Origin of the sequence: Sodalis sp. RH21, from assembly GCF_047324175.1 — a bacterium.
Lineage (GTDB): Bacteria > Pseudomonadota > Gammaproteobacteria > Enterobacterales > Enterobacteriaceae > Acerihabitans.
Genome location: NZ_CP178732.1, coordinates 5,710,193 through 5,726,064, shown reverse-complemented (window position 1 = coordinate 5,726,064; position 15,872 = coordinate 5,710,193). Strand labels below are relative to the sequence as shown.

General features: G+C 55.9%; 13 protein-coding genes. 6 read left to right on the top strand and 7 right to left on the bottom strand.

What is annotated here, in order from left to right; all coding sequences use genetic code 11:
• Window positions 1-20: 20 nt before the first annotated feature.
• Genes ACL2XP_RS26385 through ACL2XP_RS26370 form a run of 4 tightly spaced genes read right to left on the bottom strand, consistent with a single transcriptional unit; the run spans window position 21 to window position 3,651 of the window.
• Window positions 21-800: a heme ABC transporter ATP-binding protein gene (locus ACL2XP_RS26385; RefSeq protein ID WP_413739300.1), complete on the bottom strand. Its 780-nt coding sequence runs from the start codon at window positions 798-800 to the stop codon at window positions 21-23.
• Window positions 793-1,797 (bottom strand): FecCD family ABC transporter permease, encoded by a 1,005-nt coding sequence (locus ACL2XP_RS26380; RefSeq protein WP_413736385.1) that lies wholly within the window; start codon window positions 1,795-1,797, stop codon window positions 793-795. The genes ACL2XP_RS26385 and ACL2XP_RS26380 overlap by 8 nt, the downstream gene beginning before the upstream one ends.
• 10 nt (window positions 1,798-1,807) lie before the next feature.
• Window positions 1,808-2,623 carry a heme/hemin ABC transporter substrate-binding protein gene (locus ACL2XP_RS26375; protein WP_413736384.1) on the bottom strand — a complete coding sequence of 272 codons (816 nt, stop codon included), beginning with the start codon at window positions 2,621-2,623 and terminating at the stop codon, window positions 1,808-1,810.
• Window positions 2,620-3,651: a hemin-degrading factor gene (locus ACL2XP_RS26370; protein WP_413736383.1), complete on the bottom strand. Its 1,032-nt coding sequence runs from the start codon at window positions 3,649-3,651 to the stop codon at window positions 2,620-2,622. The genes ACL2XP_RS26375 and ACL2XP_RS26370 overlap by 4 nt, the downstream gene beginning before the upstream one ends.
• A 465-nt stretch (window positions 3,652-4,116) precedes the next feature.
• Here ACL2XP_RS26370 and ACL2XP_RS26365 point away from each other — a divergent pair, with 465 nt between their 5' ends.
• Both ACL2XP_RS26365 and ACL2XP_RS26360 read left to right on the top strand, forming a co-directional pair.
• Entirely contained in the window at window positions 4,117-6,522 is a 2,406-nt protein-coding gene (locus tag ACL2XP_RS26365) for a TonB-dependent receptor domain-containing protein (RefSeq protein ID WP_413736382.1), read from the top strand.
• A gap of 169 nt (window positions 6,523-6,691) precedes the next feature.
• Complete coding sequence (locus ACL2XP_RS26360; RefSeq protein ID WP_413736381.1) at window positions 6,692-7,246, top strand: TetR/AcrR family transcriptional regulator; 555 nt, start codon at window positions 6,692-6,694, stop codon at window positions 7,244-7,246.
• Between the two features lie 40 nt (window positions 7,247-7,286).
• Here the strand turns inward: ACL2XP_RS26360 and ACL2XP_RS26355 are convergent, their stop codons facing one another.
• Window positions 7,287-8,768, bottom strand: coding sequence for a glucosyltransferase domain-containing protein (locus ACL2XP_RS26355; RefSeq protein ID WP_413736380.1), 1,482 nt, complete (start codon window positions 8,766-8,768; stop codon window positions 7,287-7,289).
• 271 nt (window positions 8,769-9,039) lie between these two features.
• Window positions 9,040-9,252 carry a DUF378 domain-containing protein gene (locus ACL2XP_RS26350; protein WP_413736379.1) on the bottom strand — a complete coding sequence of 71 codons (213 nt, stop codon included), beginning with the start codon at window positions 9,250-9,252 and terminating at the stop codon, window positions 9,040-9,042.
• Window positions 9,253-9,547: 295 nt separating this feature from the next.
• On the opposite strand from ACL2XP_RS26350, the gene ACL2XP_RS26345 reads away from it, so the two are divergent.
• Complete coding sequence (locus ACL2XP_RS26345) at window positions 9,548-9,670, top strand: hypothetical protein (RefSeq protein WP_413736378.1); 123 nt, start codon at window positions 9,548-9,550, stop codon at window positions 9,668-9,670.
• A gap of 12 nt (window positions 9,671-9,682) precedes the next feature.
• On the opposite strand, the gene ACL2XP_RS26340 is transcribed toward ACL2XP_RS26345, so the two are convergent.
• A complete protein-coding gene (locus ACL2XP_RS26340) occupies window positions 9,683-11,950 on the bottom strand; it encodes an FAD-dependent oxidoreductase (protein WP_413736377.1) in 2,268 nt (755 codons plus the stop codon).
• Window positions 11,951-12,031: 81 nt separating this feature from the next.
• Between ACL2XP_RS26340 and ACL2XP_RS26335 the strand changes: the two genes are divergently transcribed.
• From ACL2XP_RS26335 to ACL2XP_RS26325, 3 genes are all read left to right on the top strand, one after another.
• On the top strand, window positions 12,032-12,718 hold the full coding sequence (locus tag ACL2XP_RS26335; protein ID WP_413736376.1) for a helix-turn-helix domain-containing protein: 687 nt from the start codon (window positions 12,032-12,034) through the stop codon (window positions 12,716-12,718).
• 420 nt (window positions 12,719-13,138) lie between these two features.
• Entirely contained in the window at window positions 13,139-14,455 is a 1,317-nt protein-coding gene (locus ACL2XP_RS26330) for an MFS transporter (RefSeq protein WP_413736375.1), read from the top strand.
• 258 nt (window positions 14,456-14,713) lie between these two features.
• Complete coding sequence (locus tag ACL2XP_RS26325) at window positions 14,714-15,871, top strand: porin (protein WP_413736374.1); 1,158 nt, start codon at window positions 14,714-14,716, stop codon at window positions 15,869-15,871.
• Window position 15,872 lies beyond the last annotated feature (1 nt).

Sequence of the window (15,872 nt, the reverse complement as noted above, 5' to 3'; positions counted from 1 at the left end):
AGCCGGGATTTACCGTCCGCTCAACGGCGCAGGGAGATTTGCGGCACCCCGTATTCCCCATGGGGACGCACCTCCAGATCCGCCTGATACCAATGCCTGAGCGCCGTTTCGGTCAATACCTGGCCGGGCGTGCCGCTCGCCACCAGTTCTCCTGCGTGCAACAGTAAAATCCGATCCGACCATAGCGCGGCAAGATTGAGATCGTGCAGCACGCAGCATACCGTCAGGCGGCCGGTTAACGTTAATTGCCGCAGCAGGCGCAGGATATGCTGTTGATGATAAAGATCGAGAGCGGAGGTGGGTTCATCAAGGAATAGCCAGCCGGCGGGGCCGTCGTCTTGCCATAATTGCGCCAGCGTCCGCGCCAGCTGTACCCGCTGCTGCTCGCCGCCGGACAGCCGGCGGAAATCGCGCCCGGCCAGGGCGTCGCAGCCGGTAAACGCCATTATCTCCTCCACCGTGCCGCGGGTAGGGTGCTTTTGCCAGGGCGCGCGGCCCATGGCCACCACTTCGGCCACGGTAAACGGAAAGGCCAGGCTGCTTTGCTGGCGCATAACCGCGCGCACCCGTGACAGTTCCTCCGTCCGCCAAAGCTGCAACGGGCGTCCCGCCAGGCGGCATATTCCCTCGCTGGGAGCCAGGTAGCCGGTCAGCAGGCGTAATAGGGTGGATTTACCGGCCCCGTTGGGGCCAATCAGCGACACCATTTCACCGGGCGACAGGGATAACGAAATATCCTTCAGCAGCTCGCGCCGGGGCAGGCGGTAGCCGACCCCGTCGGCGATTAATCCCTCAGTCATCATAGCCTCCGCGGCGGCGCAAGATCAGCCAGAGAAACCAGGGGCCGCCCAGCAGGCTGGTCAATAATCCCACCGGCATTTCGGCCGGGGCCACCACCGTACGGGCGATGGTATCCGCCAGCAACAGCAGCGCGGCGCCGGCCAGGGTGGCGCCCGGCAGCAGCCAGCGGTGATCGGCGCCCAGGCACATGCGCACCAGATGGGGGATCACCAGCCCCACAAAGCCGATAATGCCGCTGACCGCCACCGAAGCGGCTACCAGCAGGGCGCTGAGCATCAGTAACCGCCGCTGGGTGCGACGTACATCCACTCCGAGATAATGCGCTTCTTCGTCGCCCAACTGGAGTAAATTCAGGCGCGCCGCCTGCCGCTGGATGACCAGGATCGCGGGCAGTACCAGCGACGCGCAGGCCAGCACCGTGGACCACTGCGACTGGCCCAGGCTACCCATGCCCCACAGCGACAGCTGGCGCAGTTGGCGGTCGTCGCTTATCCATGACAGCACGCCTATCGCCGCGCCGCACAGGGTGTTGATGGCAATCCCCAGCAGTAATAAGCGCGAAAGAGAACTGTGGCCGGGCCGGCCCAGGGTAAAAATCACCACGGTAATCGCCAGACTGCCGATAAAGGCCGCCAGCATGGGCGAATAGAGCGCCAGCAGCGGCGGCAGCCCCAGCGGCAGGACCACTGAAAAAGCCACCGCCAGCGCCGCGCCGCTGCTGATGCCCAGCAGCCCGGGGTCCGCCAGCGGGTTGCGAAACAACCCCTGCATTACCCCGCCGGATAGCGCCAGCGCCGCGCCCACCACTACCGCCAGCAGTACGCGCGGCAGGCGGATATTCCACCAGATATGCCATAACGGGGCGTCAAACGGCGTTCGCCATAATGCCGGCAGCGAAAGATGCATTGCGCCGGTATTGACGGCCAGCGCCCCCAGCCCCACCAAGGCCAGGGCCAGCAGCAGCAAAAAGCGGCGGGGCTTGGGATGGATTAGCATGGCGGCATGCTCATGGCAACGCTTCGGCGGTTTGGCGCAGGCGGGTAATCGCCTCTGGCGTCGACAGGCCAAATCCGAGCACGGCCATATCATCGAGCACCAACAGCCGATGCTCGCGGCCCGCAGGGGTTAATGCCAGTCCCGGCAATTGCCAGACGTGGTCTTCTCCGCCCAGGGTTTTTATTCCGTCGGTGGTAATCAGCACCAGATCCGGCGCACTGCCGATCACGCCCTCTTGCGACAGCGGTTGATAATGCTTGAATCCCTGCATGGCGTTTTGCAGACCGGCGCTGCGAATCATCGCGTCCGCCGCGGTATCCTGGCCGGCGGCCATAGTGCTCATGCCGCTATGGTTAAAGATAAACAGCACTTTCACCGGCAGCGGCGCGGTGGGGATTGCCGCCAGCTCGCGGCTGATTTTTTCATCCAGCGCCTCCCCCTGGCCGCGCAGATCCAGCGCCGCGGCGATAGTGCTGATCTTGCGGCCGATGGTGGCGACATCAGGTTCGCCGGGTACGGTAACCACCTTTACGCCGCTCCCGGCCACCTGCTGCAACGCCAGCGATGGTTTGGATAAGGCGCTGGCGATCACCAGGGTCGGGCGCATGGAGAGGATGCCTTCGGCATTGAGCTGGCGCATATATCCCACGTCGGGCAGCGCGGCGGTTTCAGCTGGATGCAGGCTGGTGCTGTCACGCGCCACCAGCCGATCGCCCGCGCCGAGGGCATAGATGATTTCCGTTACGTCGCCGCCGATGCTGACGATGCGCGTCTGGGCCAGCAGGGAGCACGGCAGGGCCAGCAAAACAATTAGCCATAGTTTCATACCGGCACGCCTTTTTGCGTTAATTGGGCCATTTGCGCCCGCCATTGGGCCTGCTCGGGCTGGCCTTCGGTGCGCTGGCCATAAAGCTGCGCAATCTGGGTACCGTCCGCGGCGAACAGTTCCAGGCTGGTGACCATGCCGTCGCGGGTCGGTTTATGGGTGACCCAGCTTTCCGCAATGGCTTGCTGTTGCAAATGCAGCGTAAACCGGCGGTTAAAGACGTTGAGCCAATTATCCATCGGCGTCACCTGCTCGATAACGCCGGTGAAAATCTGGATGCAGCCGCGATTACCGACAAAAATCATGATTTCATTCGCCTCGGCCATGGCCGCCTGCAACACCTGGTTGAGCGAATTGTTGTCCACCTGGCGGGCCAAATCGTCGCTGACGGCGCGAAACGCCTGTTGACGCGTCAGGCCGTGGCGTTTAAGCAGCGGGAAGAATTGATGAACGTCGGTCATGGCGCGCCAGTCCGACTCCACGCGCTGCGTATCCTCTGCGGTCTGGGCAACGGCGCGCACCGCCGGCGCCAACGCCGGCGGCGTTTCGTCCTGACTGGCAAAATCGGCCAGCAGCTGTTGCCAGGCCGCCATATCGGTCTGGTCGGTGGCATAAATTTTCAGCACCGCATCGCCCTGATGATCGAAGATCTGCACGCTGTGCCGAGGCCCCCGCGGGCTAGCTTCATGCAGGGCAAATGCGCAGTTCCACTGGCTGAGCGACAGGCGCAAATCCAGCGCCCGCGGATTGAGCACCAGCCCGCCGCGCTCCCCCAGATGCAGGTTATCGTAACGGCCAAGCTGTTCATGTACCGCATATTCATTACGGGTGATGGACTTGGTTTCGCCCAGCGGGGCAAGGGCTTTTAACAGCCGGGGCATATCGCAGGCAAGGCGCTGCGCTTCATGGCCGATCCTGGCCCAGGTCAATTCCGCCTCGCTGATGGCCATCAACTGGGCCAGTTCGCGGGCATATTTTTTTGGGTGCCGCTGCTTAAGCTGTAAATAGTGCTGATAGCGCTCGTTCATTGGTCTGGTTTCCTTTGCACTATAAGGTTACGGAAAAGGGCCTGCCGAAAGCGGCTGCGTAACAATGACGTAACCAGTTTGGCGTTAACTAGTTGCAAATATAACGTAAAAATGTATAAAGATGATAATGATTTCTGTTATCGTAAATATTATCGTTATCATTTGTTGCTAAAAGACGGATTAAATGATTAGCCATGATTTTTTTAGGGATAAATAACCCCACAAATAACCTTATATATACCTACTACCGGTCGTAATCCTTATTGCTAATAAGGATTAAGCCGGCTGGCTACGAGAATATAGCCGTATTTAAATTGATGTTATTGCGGATTAATTATTATTCACGCAATGGAAGGCAGGATCGATCTACTAATAATAAAAAGCGGATGATGGATTGTATATCCCTATTAATACTCCGGCAATGGTTGAGCAAATTTTATAATGCGTCAGGTTCGAGGCTACACTATGTCCATTAAAACAGGGTTAATTAAAACCGGGCGGAAAGTCCCATTCAATACCCTTATTTTATCCACGTTTTTTGTTTTCCCCGTTATTAATGCCATGGCTGCGGACAGCGGCACGGCCGCCGCCGCCGCGCAACTTGATAACAAGCTGCCGCCGGCGGATAAAAAGGGCGATGAAGATGTGATGAAGGTGACCGCGCCCCACCTGGAAAAAAAAGCCGGTTCTTCTACCCGCATCAGCGCCGATGATATGCAGCGCCAGGGCGGCAATGATTTCGGCACTATCATGCGCTACCAGCCGCTAATCAGCGCCACGGGGTCGAGCGCCGGGTCGTCCGCGGGCAAAAGCGGTTTCGATCGCAGCGGTTATACCGGCTACAATATCCGCGGCCTGGAAAGCAACCGCATCGCCCTGGATGTAGACGGCATCCCGCTGCCCAATGCCACCGGGCGCAGCTACGCCAGCCGCGCCGGCCTGGGCACTTTCGGCATCGGCCGTGATTATATCGACCCCTATATGTACGGCACGGTGGATATCGCCTCCGGCGCGACCCCTACCGATCGCGCCAACAGCTCCATCGGCGGCCTGGTCTCATTTTTACCCAAATCCCCGGACGATTATCTCACTTATAAAAAACCCGCTTATTTCGGGTATCAAAGCGATTATGATTCGGCCAACCGCGCCTGGCATAACGGCATTACCGCGGCGGCGGGCGATGAGGAACTGCGCGGCCTGATCGTTATCAGCCGCCGGGACGGACAACAAACCCGCAATAACAGCGATACGCAGGATGCCTTTCCCGCCAATTGGCATTCGACCGCTATTATGACCACCGGCATCTGGCAGCCGAACGAAGAGCACCAGTTCACCGGTACGGTGGATTATTACGACAAGACCAACCATACCCATTATGACGCCTGGGATACCAGCGGCAACGCCATCCTCGGCACTTCCCAACAGCAAAGCGACACCCGCCGCTGGAGCCTGAGCCTTAAGGATCGCTGGACGCCGATTGACCTGGGCTGGGTAGATGAGGTGGATTCGCAGATCTACTTCCAAAACGCCGAAGCCCATGACAATACCGATATGCCGATCTCGGCCAGCGAACGTGAAAGGGTGTTGTCGGATTACAATGTCAAAACCTATGGTTTTGATACCCGGCTGTTGAAAACCGTGGGCATCCATGCGCTCAGCTTTGGTTTGAACGCGCGCGAATCGCAGACGGAGCGGCCGTTCGCCCAATATCCCGCGCCTACCATCTTTACCGCCATTATGCAGCCGGAAGCCGATAGCAGGACCTACACCCTGGGAGGCTTTGCCCAGGATGAGATGAGTTTCGATCTGGCGGGCCATGGCCTGTTGGTCACCCCCGGGGTGCGGGCGGTCTACCAGAACAGCAAACCGCGCAATCTTACCAGCTTGACCAGCAACAGCGAGGTGTTGAGCGGTTCCGATGTGGAGACCCTGTATGGCAAAACCAACAGCGATACCCAGGTGCTGCCGTCCCTCAGCTTCGTGTATGAAATTACGCCCAAATTAGCCACCTATCTGCAATATAAACGCGGGGCGCAATTCCCGGATGCCAGCCAGCTGTACGGTTCATGGAATCTGGGGTCGTCCTATGCCGGCCGCGCGCAATATGCGCTGATTGGCAATACCGATCTGAAAACCGAGACCAGCAATAATGTGGAATGGGGCCTGAAAGGCGAAATGACCGAAGGCGTGACGTTTAATAGCGCCCTGTTTTACAACACGTATAAAAACTTTATCGCCAATACCCGCTACGGGCGCAGCGCCAACCCCGATCAATTTACCAATGTGCCCGGCAATATCTATACGGTCTATAAAGCGGAAAATCGCGATAAAGCGTTTATTTATGGCGGCGAGTTCAGCAGTAAAGTGAATTTCGGCACTTGGTTTGAGCAGGTTAATGGTTTAAGCGCCACGTTTGCGGTGGGGTATAACAAAGGTAAATCCAAATCGAGCTATTTGGGCGACGAATATGTTGATTTAGACAGCGTGGCGCCGATGAAAGCGATTGTGGGCATTGCCTGGGATGATCCTGGCAAACGTTATGGCGCCGCGATTACCTCCACTTTCCAAAAAGGTAAACGCGCCACGGCTACCAACCGTCAAAGTTATACCAATACCGGCGGTGAATTAGCCGATTCCACCACTGAATATATGCGGGTGCCGGGTTACGGCCTGGTGGATCTTAGCGCGTATTGGCGTATCAATAAAAACGTCAAACTCAGCGGCGGAATCTATAATCTGACCGATCGTAAATATTGGGACTACCTGAGCAGCCGTCAGTTAACGGACGTCACCGCCCAGGACAGCGCCAATCAGGCGCTGGCCGTCGAGCCGGGCCGGTCGTTCCAGCTAGGACTTAACGTCGATTTCTAAACCCGCCCGCCAACGCTCTGTTTACCACCTCGACGGGGAGGATTCTCCTCCCCGCGGGCCGTCTGGCGTACCGGGCTGGATGACCCTATCAAACTTGTGCTATTATTTAGAACTAAATAGTTCTTTTTAATGTTGCCTGCCGCCGGCAGGCAACCACAAGGGGTAAAAAATGGGGCGGCCGCGTAAATTCAATCGCGAAGGGGTGCTGGCCAAGGCGCTGCCGGTGTTTTGGAACCAAGGATTTAGCGGCACCACCCTGCAGCAGTTGGAGCAGGCTACCGGTGTCAATAAGTCAGGGTTATATGCGGAATTCGCGGATAAAGACGATCTGTTTTTCCATAGCCTGCGCTTTTATTTCCAAAAGCGCGGCGCGCAGGAGATCCTGGCCGCCCAGCCGAGGGGTTGGGGTAATATCGAGCGTTTTTTGCGCCTGGCCGAACAGCAACCTGACGGCCAAAGGGGCTGTTTTGCCGTGAACTCCCTACGCGAATTTCCGCTGTTGCCGCCGCAGGTACGCGCTATGGTCACCGACGCGCATCGCAAATTGCGCCCGCTGCTGGTGGACAATATCCGCGCCGCCCAGCCCATCATGGCGGCGGAACGCATCGCCGATATCGTTATGGTGTTTTTCTCGGGTTTTTGCATCGAGCAAAACCTTCCCGACGAAGATGCCGGCAACGGCGATAGGATCGCCAGTTTTATCCAGGCCATGCGGTTGCTTTAACGATGAAGCCCAACCATGAACGCGGCGGTTTAGCGCCAGGTTAACGGCATTCATGTCGCGCGAAATCCACGGTCAAAATATCCCCTTTCAGGTATAAATTGTAGTCCGTGGTTTTAGTCAACAGCCGGCTGGCGCAGAGGGTTTCCCCGGGATTAGCGGTAATCCCCAGCCCCGGCAGCGGGTAGCGCTGTTCCAGGCCATTGATCTGCATATAACGAAAAGGGAAATACCAGTTAGCAAAATAATTGACTACCAACGTATTAATTAGAGGATATTTTTTAGCCGAATTTTGCATCACCGCCGACACGCGCCGATCGCCGTTAAACACGATATAAAATTCGTTCTCGTTATACTCGACGGTGTTCTGCTTGATGGATAGCACCAGATCGTGATCAAGAATATTTTGCTGCCTTAACGCATTGCCATAGGAATAAATGAAAGGAAACGCATACAGTAGCGGTATCAAGGAAACGATATTCAGATGCCTAAGGCCGGTTTTTTTCGCTACCAGATAAACCAGCGTCGAAAAATATAATAGATAGCCACTGAGGCCGATATAGACCCGGGAGAAGGTGGCAATGGCGTTATTTAAAAAAAGCAGCGCGCCCAGGATAACCAAAACCGCCGCCAGCGGTGAAATCGCACATAACAAGGCAATAAACCATTGGGCGAACCCGCGGCCGTGCTCCCTGAGATAACATAGGGCCAGATAAACCGACCCCAGCAGCATTATGGCGGTAAAAGCGGCAAAAATGATCGGCGTGGCGTCGCCAAACAGCGCGGCTCGCATAAAGCCGCCATAGGCATGGGCATTATTTATCAGCGTGTCCAGCAGATTGCCGGTCGCGACGCCCGGATGGTTTTCCACTTCCTGTTTGTGCAGGCTAAGCGGCAAGACGATAAAAAAGTACATTCCCAACGTTGCCGCCAGCTGGCAAAGCCGTTCGCCCGCGGATTTTAGTATACCGGACGCGAGCCGCGACCAGGCGACCTGGCAGATAAATTCTATCAGGAACAGCGCGATCAGCACATTAAGCAGGATTTGATAGCTCGCGATGGCGGCGAGCATGGCCAGTACCGCCAGGAGATTGCGTTTTAGCCGCCCGTAACCGCCGGTCATCAGCGATAAAAAGCAGAATGCCACCCCGGCGATAATCGTCAAGGAGTCAAAGCGGTAAGACACGACTTCGACCAAAAATGGATTGCATAAAAAGGCCAGGGGCGCCAGGAAAGCCATCAGGCCCCGGCCCCGGATAAACGTCCGCTGAAAACGGTCAAAACACCACGCCAGCAGCGCCGCCGATATCAATAAGGGCAGCGGGGCCAGGTCGGTCAGCCTTTTTCCCAGATTAAGCGCTATCATGATAACGTCGGCCATCGGCCTGCCGTCATGCCCCCAGCCGGTATACCCGGAGGTTGCCCGGCCAAGATCGTCAATATAATAAGCATTGGCGATAACGATCGGCAGGACAAAAAATAGACAGGCAAAGAAATACTGTTGGAAAGAATTATTTTTTATCATAATTAACGATTAATAAAGACACAAAAGGTTGATCCATTCGGATAGCCCATCATTATGCCATGTCATGGCGCTGACTTAACCAATAAATTAACCATCGGCTTGCAGTACGGTTTGTGTTTGTTGTGCGGCGACTGTTGCGGGTATGGCGGCCATGGCCCGGCGTTGATGGCGCTTAACGAGGAATTTTGGGGATGCCCGGCTGATTGCCGGGCAACGACGTGAATAGCCGGGAGTTAATTCAAGCCTGAATAGGCAAGGGCCGATTGGGGGATTAGCCCGGATGGCAAGCTGAATGCAGTTTGGGGAGCAGCACTAAGGTATAAATGGCGCATAAGCCGACGACGATATAAATGATTCGTGATAATACCGCACCTTCGCCGCCGAATATCGTGGCTACCAGGTCAAAGCGGAATAAACCAACCAATAACCAATTAAGACCGCCAACAATTAATAAAACAAGCACAATAGTAGTCAATATCTTCATAACGCCTCCAATGGGGAAATAATATTTTCAGTATTGATGAGGGTAGGTGATACTTCTCTTGAACCAAAAATTTTAAATGCCGATTTCACACCATATTAGATAATGAAGTCAGTATAGTTTTTGAAATTATTTAGCGTGATGATTTCTAGGACAGATCAATTTTCATTTATCGGTTAAGGCCTCAATTTCGCCTGCACCCCTGCGATAATGCCGAAGCCAACCCGCCGCCGGGCAGGCCGGCGGCCCATTCCCCACCGGCCGTTCCCTAAGCGATCCCTTTGCCGATATGCTCAACATGCGGGAGGCAAGCGACGGCGCCATTATTGATGCCGCGGCATCCCTGTCGGTACGGCTTACCGACGACGCCGAAATGGCCCGCATTTCGGCCCGGATCGAAATCAAGCCCGCCGGTAGCTGAATGGACGGTCCCTTAATCCGCCGCAATACAATGCAGGGCAAATATGCCGGGTATGCCGCCATGGGTGCCCTGTATACGCAGCCTTACCTCGGCAATCGGTTCCGCCAGCGCAACCCGGTGTTTGCGCCAGGAGCGGGTATTGTCCTCAACCGTTGCAATACATCGGCCATTTACCCATAGCGTATAAGCTTTCACACAGTTTGGGCTGACCCGCTCGTTATGCCCCCACTGCGCCGTTTCCATGGCGTGATCGAAATCATTATCAAACATCACGCCAATTTCGGCGAGCCGGGTTGGCGCGGCCAGTTGTAATATTAATTCAGGCGCCGGATCTTCCCGGTCGGGTACCCAGGCATGGGTATGGTCGCTCGGGCGCATAAATCCATCGATCGCCGCCTCGGGCGCATACGCGCGCAGCGGCGGCGAGAAGGCGATCGACGGTACGCTTTGCTGCGGGCGCCGCTGCGGCAACCAGAAATCAAACTCGTCGACGCCATAGTCGCCGTCGGCTGTCTGGCGGCTGTGTTTGGCCACTTTGGGGTTAACACGGTTCCATACCGTTTTGATCGCCACCGGATCGTCATCGCTGAGCGCAATGCGTATGGCGCTGTTTTGCGCCAGCGCGAGGAATACGTAGCAATCATGGGGCGCGCGATAACCGAAATCCACCGTATAGCGATGTTGCCCATCAAGGCAATGTAGCAGGCGTTCGCCGAGGATCGCTTCAGGCGTGTGGTTGAACGGCAGTTTGCTGGCCATCAATGTCACCGCTAATTCCTGTGCTTTCGCGGCCGCCAGCGTCAGCGTCAATACCGGCAGCCGTTCGCCGGCGCGCAGGGGCAGCAGCAGGGCGCAGCGATCGTCGAGCGCCTGAAACGCGCCGTTGGGCGGCAGTTCGGCCAGATGCCAGGTCGAAGATGCCGTAACGGTGGCTGGGGGCAGGCTGGTTAACGCGCGGCGCGGAATATAACCGCCGTTTTCCATCAGCCGGTTTTGCAGCAGTTGGACATGCCCCGGCTGTGCAAGCTGGCGCGGCGTCCAGCCTCGCTTGGCGCATAGGGCGGCCGCCTGGCCGATAACGTGGCCGTTTTGCCCTGAGGTACACATCACCCTGGTGCTGCCGAAAGCCACGTGGCTGGCGGAGATAATGCGGCCGGCAATAAACAGATTATCGATATCGCGGCTGTATAGAGTACGGAACGGGATAGTGTAGATCCCTTTGCTATGAAACTGCAGGCAGGCGTCCAACTTGCTGTAGACCCCATCGGCGGGGTGCAGGTCAATCGACCAGCCGCCGAAGCTGACCGCATCATAATGATCGCGCTGCTCGATAATGTCTTTTTGCTGCAGCATATAATCGCCGATAAAACGGCGGCTCTCCCGTTTGCCGGGAATCAGGCCCACCCAATCAAGGGTCATATTGCGCGCTTCGGGGAATTCACCGCTGTTCTTAATGTAATTCCACACTCCCCATACTATTTTCCATAACTCCCATTTGATCTTCTCGCTATCATGTACCGTGTCGAGGCGTCCACCCCATTCCAGCCACCAAAGATCGCAGCCGTTCAAATGTGATGTCAGTCGTTTATAGCGGGGGATGGCGGTGATATCCGCCAGGGCGAACGCCGGCGCGACAAAATCCACCGGTTCCGGCGTATGGCGGGTATAGAAATAGATGGAGTGTCCCAACATATGGCCGAAGTTTTCCTGCGGCGCCATCCCCTCGTCGAATTCCTCGCGCTCCTCCGCGCCGACGCGAAAAGCGGCGCCGGCGAGAAAACCCAGCAGCCCGTCGCCGGTCGCATCACAGAACAGGGGGGCGGTGAAGCGATAATGGGTTTCATTGATGCTGTTAAAACCGGCGGCGGCCTGGATATGCGCGGCGCTGCTTTCAACGGTCACCAGGGCGGTATTGAGAAAGAGCTGAACGTTTTTTTCCTGGCTGACCAAATCCAAAAGCAGCATATCGAATATCACGGGGTTGCCCTGGCGATTGCGATAGAGATTAAGCTCCAGGATTTCGCCCATTACGCCGCCTTCGCGCGCCCAGCGATTATTATTGCCGAGGTGGGACGTGGCGCCCAGCGCCCACAGGCGCACTTCGCTGGAGGCATTTCCGCCCAGTACCGGACGATCCTGTACCAGCGCCACCCGCAAACCCTCGCGCGCGGCGGCAATGGCGGCGCAAACGCCCGACAACCCGCCGCCGGCGACCACAAAATCGACATTGACGTCGACTTGCGGAAATTCGCGGCGGTCCGCCTTTGCTGAGATATACATGACTGCTCCTTAAGCTATAACGGATATTCTGAAATTAGGGGTACTCTGTTAATATTCATTGGTGTTTCACAGGAGAACACCATGTCTTCACAGCCCAACCAAAGTCTGATCGACGGCATCCGCTGCCTGCAATATCTGGTCGCCAGCGGCCGCGCCATCGGTTGTCGCGAACTGGCGCGCGATCTGGATATGAACGCCAGCCGGGTAAATCGATTACTGATGACCATGTCCAGCATCGGACTGACCCGGCAGGATGAAAAACGGCGCTATCTGCCGGGTTCCGGGATTCATGCCCTTGCCGCCCAGGCCATGCGCGGCTCCAGCCTGTTTCGCAAGTCCCTCGACATATTGACCGAACATGCGCCGCACGATCACGTGGTGGCGCTCGGCGTGCTTTGGGAAAACAAAGTGGTCTATCTCTATCATGCCAAGCCCGGACAGCATGACTATCAGGCGCTGGTGGACTACCAGATCCAGCCCGCCGTCTTCTCCGTCCTGGGCCTGGCGCTGCTGGCGGATTTTACCGACAGCCATCTGGCCGAAATCCTGGAGCCGGACGAACTGGCCAGCGTCGCGCACCTCATTGCCCAATGTCGCGAACAAGGGTCGCTGGTCTGGCGCCGGGATAACGGCGAGTATTCGCTGGCGGTGAAAATCCAGGCCGCCGATCGGACGGCGCTGGCCTTCTCCGGCCTCTTCAACCTCAATGAACGGCAAATGGAAGAAAAACGCGCCGAACTGTTGGCCCTCGCCCGATTGCTGGCCTGATCAAGCCGGGCCACGGCCGGGTCCTGTAGGGCGGAGCTCTGCCGGGCATGGCATAATTATTTAATTATATGTCTCTATAATAGAGATACTAGCAATTCCGGCTGCGGGTCGCATCACATAAAATAAAAATTTGTGATCCAGACCCGTACGCGTGCCGACCTTGCCCGTCATCCCTTCTTCTTGCGGCATTCCCGCGGCGCATCGCCAGCCGGCCCCGTCATCTTTACCTTAACCCGGCTGCGCCGACGCGCTATCTTCACAGTTCGAGCCGTTGGGGATAATAATTTTCGCTCCGATCACATTTCTATTAAAGAAACATTGCTACTGATTATTTGTTTCTATAAAAGAAACATATTAGATCAAGCAAGGCGTTTTATCGGGCGGATTTTTTCCAATCAATATCTCTGAAGGAACTTATGTATGTCAGGACAGCCGCTTTCCGCATCATCAACGGCCGCACGGGCGGGCCGGATGCGTTTTCTGGTACTCGGTCTGGTGTTTGTGAATATCATTATTAATTACATGGATCGCACCAATCTCTCGGTAGCGGCCACGCAAATGGCGGGTGAGCTGAGTTTTACACCGCTGCAGATGGGGTTGATTTTTTCAGCCTTCGGCTGGATTTACGCCGCGTTGCAAATTCCCGGCGGTTTTATGATCGATCGCCTGGGCTCAAGGCTGGTTTATAGCGTCGGCCTGTTCGCCTGGTCGCTGATTACCGCGCTTCACGCCGTCGCCAGCAGTTTTGGCGTACTGGTGGGCCTGAGAATGGGCATTGGTACTTTTGAAGCGCCGGTAATGCCTTCCAATAATCGCGTTATTTCGAGCTGGTTTCCCGAGCAGGAGCGCGCGACCGCCATCGGCATTTATTCATCGGCGCAATTTGTCGGTATGGCTTGCATGACGCCACTGCTGTTTCATATCCAGGTACTGTTTGGATGGCGCGGCCTGTTTCTGGTTACCGGGGCGGTGGGAATGATCTGGGCCGTTATCTGGTATTGGCTCTATCGCGAGCCTTTGGAGCACAAACGGGTATCAGCCGAGGAAATCGCCTATATCCGCGCCGGCGGCGCACTGCTGGAAAGCCGTCAGGAACAGAAAAAACGCACTTTTAACTGGCCGGATCTGGCCTTGATGTTTAGCAGCCGCAAGCTTATCGGCATTTATCTCGGCCAATTTACCATTTCCGCCACGTTCTGGTTTTTTCTTACCTGGTTTCCCACCTATCTGGTGAAATATCGCCATATGGATTTTATCAAATCCGGCTATGTCGCCTCAGTTCCTTATCTGGCGGCATTCTGCGGCGTGCTGCTTGCCGGCCTGTTTTCCGATCGCCTAATCCGCCGCGGCGTATCTTCGAGCGTGGCGCGTAAAGCACCGGTGATCCTCGGCATGGCTTTGACCATGTTTATCCTGGGCGCCAGCTATACCGACCAGCCGTTCTGGATCATCGTTTTTATGTCCATTGCCTTTTTTGGCAACGGCCTGGCCACCATCACCTGGGTTTTTGTCACAGCGCTGGCGCCTAAGCACCTGATCGGACTGGCGGGCGGCGTATTCAATTTCACCGGCGCGCTCTCATCCATTGTGGTCCCCATAGCCATCGGCGCATTAATCGACGGCGATAATTTCGCCCCGGCGCTGGTTTTTATTGCGGTACTGGCGGGGATTGGCATTTGTTCTTATTTGTTCGTGGTGGGCAATATTGATTCAAAGAGCGCTAACACCCATGAATAAATAGCCCTTGCGCCAAACGGTCGCCTTTGCCGCGCGTATTTCACGCTAACGACAGGGGCCATACCGGTCCCGGCCAATTATCCTACGCATCTCCCGCATGCCCGGATTGAACCTTCCAATCCCTTACGGGCGCCCTACGCCGGAAATAGTCATTTATCCGGTATGGCCGCCGCATGCCGGATTTTGCCGAATAGGAATATCGTCTGTCCGCCGCCGCGACAGGCAAGCACGTTATCGCCGTTTTTCAGGAGCAATGCCATGAACTTTCGTACCAATACCATCTTCGGCATCATGCTGGCCATTATAGGTATCGCAGTTATGCCCGATATCGCCAGAGGCGATATTCTATTGTTGAAGCGAGATAATAATTTGCCCATGATTAATGGGCTGGAATTGCAATTCGGCGGCATATTGCGTCCGCAATACCGCAATAAAATGGGACCGTCCGATAACCATACTTTTATGCAGCGCGGATACGATAGCGGGAGCTATATTCATACGTCTGTTGACTACTATCTCAACGATGACGTTCACCTGCTGGGGTATTACGAGGTTGGCTTCGATATGTTTAATGAACTTGGTTCCGGCAGCCATTACGATCATCAAAAGGACACTACCTTCAAGCGCAAACTTTATGCCGGGGTTGCCAGCAATACCTACGGAACATTAACTTATGGCCAGCAAAACAGCGTTTATTACAGCGTAATCGGCGCTAAAACCGATATCTGGGATAATGATATGCACGGCCAAGGCTCGAATAACGGTATAAACGGTAATTATGATGGCTCTTACCGCGGCAAGAATCTGCTTAAATACACCGGGGATATCGGCCCGGTTACCCTTAATCTCAGCTGGTCCGCGCCGGTGGACGATTTTTACATTAAAAGCGACAACGTGCGCTATCAGCGCAAATCGGGAGGGGCCATAGGCGCAGATTATCATGTGGCCGGCGATCTCACCCTGAGCGCGGCTTACAGTTACACCCGCGCCAATATAGTCTCGCGCAAGCGCGACCGTGCAGCTAACGACTCAGCGGGTTATAGCCAGCAAATGACTGGCATCGCGGCACAGTGGAAACCGGATAACTGGGTGCTGGCGGCATCAGGGGGGCTGTTTAAGGACTTTATTCCACGGCACGGCCAACGCGTGCCGGACAATTATTTTGAAGGCACCGCGCCAGGATGGGAATATCTGGCCGGCTATACGTTCCAATTAAAGAATGCGGTCTTTAAAAGCTTTAAGCCCTATGTCGCCGGCGACGGCATGCGGTGGGACAATTATCAGACCAACCATACTTATCTGGGACTGGCCACCGTACTGCCTTTTGGTTTCCAAATCGATCTGGAACGCACCTTCAGCAATACCTCCGACCATCAGCCGGACGAAAACTGGGTGCGTCTCTGGTATAAGTTCTGAG

What these genes read in the sequence shown, in the direction of transcription:
- ACL2XP_RS26385 (WP_413739300.1), bottom strand. Translation starts at nt 800, where the DNA reads ATGACTGAGGGATTAATCGCCGACGGGGTCGGCTACCGCCTGCCCCGG.
- ACL2XP_RS26380 (WP_413736385.1), bottom strand. Translation starts at nt 1,797, where the DNA reads ATGCTAATCCATCCCAAGCCCCGCCGCTTTTTGCTGCTGCTGGCCCTG.
- ACL2XP_RS26375 (WP_413736384.1), bottom strand. Translation starts at nt 2,623, where the DNA reads ATGAAACTATGGCTAATTGTTTTGCTGGCCCTGCCGTGCTCCCTGCTG.
- ACL2XP_RS26370 (WP_413736383.1), bottom strand. Translation starts at nt 3,651, where the DNA reads ATGAACGAGCGCTATCAGCACTATTTACAGCTTAAGCAGCGGCACCCA.
- ACL2XP_RS26365 (WP_413736382.1), top strand. Translation starts at nt 4,117, where the DNA reads ATGTCCATTAAAACAGGGTTAATTAAAACCGGGCGGAAAGTCCCATTC.
- ACL2XP_RS26360 (WP_413736381.1), top strand. Translation starts at nt 6,692, where the DNA reads ATGGGGCGGCCGCGTAAATTCAATCGCGAAGGGGTGCTGGCCAAGGCG.
- ACL2XP_RS26355 (WP_413736380.1), bottom strand. Translation starts at nt 8,768, where the DNA reads ATGATAAAAAATAATTCTTTCCAACAGTATTTCTTTGCCTGTCTATTT.
- ACL2XP_RS26350 (WP_413736379.1), bottom strand. Translation starts at nt 9,252, where the DNA reads ATGAAGATATTGACTACTATTGTGCTTGTTTTATTAATTGTTGGCGGT.
- ACL2XP_RS26345 (WP_413736378.1), top strand. Translation starts at nt 9,548, where the DNA reads ATGCGGGAGGCAAGCGACGGCGCCATTATTGATGCCGCGGCATCCCTG.
- ACL2XP_RS26340 (WP_413736377.1), bottom strand. Translation starts at nt 11,950, where the DNA reads ATGTATATCTCAGCAAAGGCGGACCGCCGCGAATTTCCGCAAGTCGAC.
- ACL2XP_RS26335 (WP_413736376.1), top strand. Translation starts at nt 12,032, where the DNA reads ATGTCTTCACAGCCCAACCAAAGTCTGATCGACGGCATCCGCTGCCTG.
- ACL2XP_RS26330 (WP_413736375.1), top strand. Translation starts at nt 13,139, where the DNA reads ATGTCAGGACAGCCGCTTTCCGCATCATCAACGGCCGCACGGGCGGGC.
- ACL2XP_RS26325 (WP_413736374.1), top strand. Translation starts at nt 14,714, where the DNA reads ATGAACTTTCGTACCAATACCATCTTCGGCATCATGCTGGCCATTATA.